Here is a 1,681-nt window from a genome sequence, read left to right on the forward strand (position 1 = left end):
GCCGGTACGCGCCGGTGCCCGCGCCCGACGAGTCGTCGACCGCCGAGACCCTGCGCTGGGCCGCGCCCGCCGCCGCGCTGGCGGTGGCCACCGCTGTGGTGGTCGGTCGGGTACTTCGCCGCAGAGGCCGTTAGGGTCGTTGACGTGACCACTCAGACTGCCGCTGTGCGGCTCGCCGCCGGGCCCGCCGAGTTGACCGTTGAGCCGGGGAACGGCTGCCGCATCGCCTCCCTCCGCGTCCACGGCACCGAACTGCTCAGACAGGGCGACAAGTACGGCTCGTTCGTGATGGTGCCGTGGTGCGGGCGGACGGACCGGGGCCGCTTCCTCAGTGGTGCCGACACTCATCAACTGCCGCTGGACGCCGGTCCGCACGCGATGCACGGCACCGGCCGGCGCGGCGTCTGGCAGACCGTCCGGGCCGAACGGCGTTCCGCCGCCTTCACCTTGGAACTGGGTGACCCCTGGCCGTGGAACGGGCTTGTCACCCAGGTGGTGGAACTGGCCGAGGACGGCAGCGGCCTGACGCTGACCATGGGTGTCGAGACGGCGGGGGAGTCCTTTCCCGCGCAGGCCGGCTGGCACCCGTGGTTCCTGCGGAACCTGGGCCGTGGCGGCTCCGACGTGCTGCTCGACTTCGAGGCGGCGTGGCAGGAGGAACGCGGCGAGGACCACATCCCGACGGGTCGGCGCATCCCGCCGCAACCGGGCCCGTGGGACGACTGCTTCGGCATGCCGGACGGCGTGGACGTCACCCTCACCTGGCCGGACGAACTCGAACTGAACGTCACCAGCCGCGCCGAATGGGTGGTGATCTACGACCAGCAGGCCGAGGGCGTCTGCGTGGAACCGCAGTCCGGCCCGCCCAACGGCCTGAACAGCCACCCCCGCCTGGTCACCCCCATCGACCCGCTGGAGGTCTCCACGACCTGGACGTGGCGCGCGCTCGGCGATCCCGCCTGAGCCACCCGCGTCCGGCCCGGGAGCCCCTCCGCCCTGCCGGAGGGGCTCCCGCCGCTGTCCGGGGGCGGGCCGGCGCTTAGGCTCAGGGCCATGAGCGATGTGCGTGCCGAGCTGCTGCAACAGATCAAGGACAAGGCCGTGGTGCACGGCAGGGTCACCCTCTCCTCGGGAGCCGAGGCCGACTTCTACGTCGACCTGCGCCGGGTCACCCTGGACGGGAAGGCGGCGCCGCTGACCGGTCAGGTGATGCTGGACCTGACCGAGGACCTGGAGTTCGACGCGGTCGGCGGCCTCACGCTGGGCGCCGATCCGGTCGCCGGGTCGATGCTGCACGCCGCCGCCGCACGCGGACGCACGCTGGACGCGTTCGTGGTGCGCAAGGCCGGCAAGGCCCACGGACTCCAGCGGCGGATCGAGGGCCCGGACATCACCGGCCGCCGGGTGCTGATCGTCGAGGACACGTCCACCACCGGCGGCTCACCGCTGACCGCGGTCGAGGCGGCCCGGGAGGCGGGCGCCGAGGTGGTCGCGGTGGCGACCATCGTCGAGCGCAGCGCCGCCCCCGCGATGGTCGAGGCCGGCATCCCCTACCGCTACGCGTACGACCTCGGCGACCTGGGCCTGGCCTGACGCCACCCTCCCCGGCCCTGAGGCGCGGCCCCGGCCCAGGCGAACCCCCGCCCGGCCGTCCCGAGCCCCCGCGATCCCGCCCCGGAGA

Annotated in this window: 2 protein-coding genes; both read left to right on the forward strand. The window is 73.8% G+C overall.

The window, feature by feature from the left end; translation table 11 throughout:
• The first annotated feature begins 144 nt into the window (after positions 1-144).
• Positions 145-963 (forward strand): aldose epimerase family protein, encoded by an 819-nt coding sequence (locus tag ACYVE9_RS10295; protein WP_461027465.1) that lies wholly within the window; start codon positions 145-147, stop codon positions 961-963.
• 90 nt (positions 964-1,053) lie between these two features.
• Complete coding sequence (locus ACYVE9_RS10300; RefSeq protein WP_461027466.1) at positions 1,054-1,593, forward strand: orotate phosphoribosyltransferase; 540 nt, start codon at positions 1,054-1,056, stop codon at positions 1,591-1,593.
• Positions 1,594-1,681 lie beyond the last annotated feature (88 nt).

The sequence above is a fragment of the Streptomyces sparsus genome (assembly GCF_054776295.1).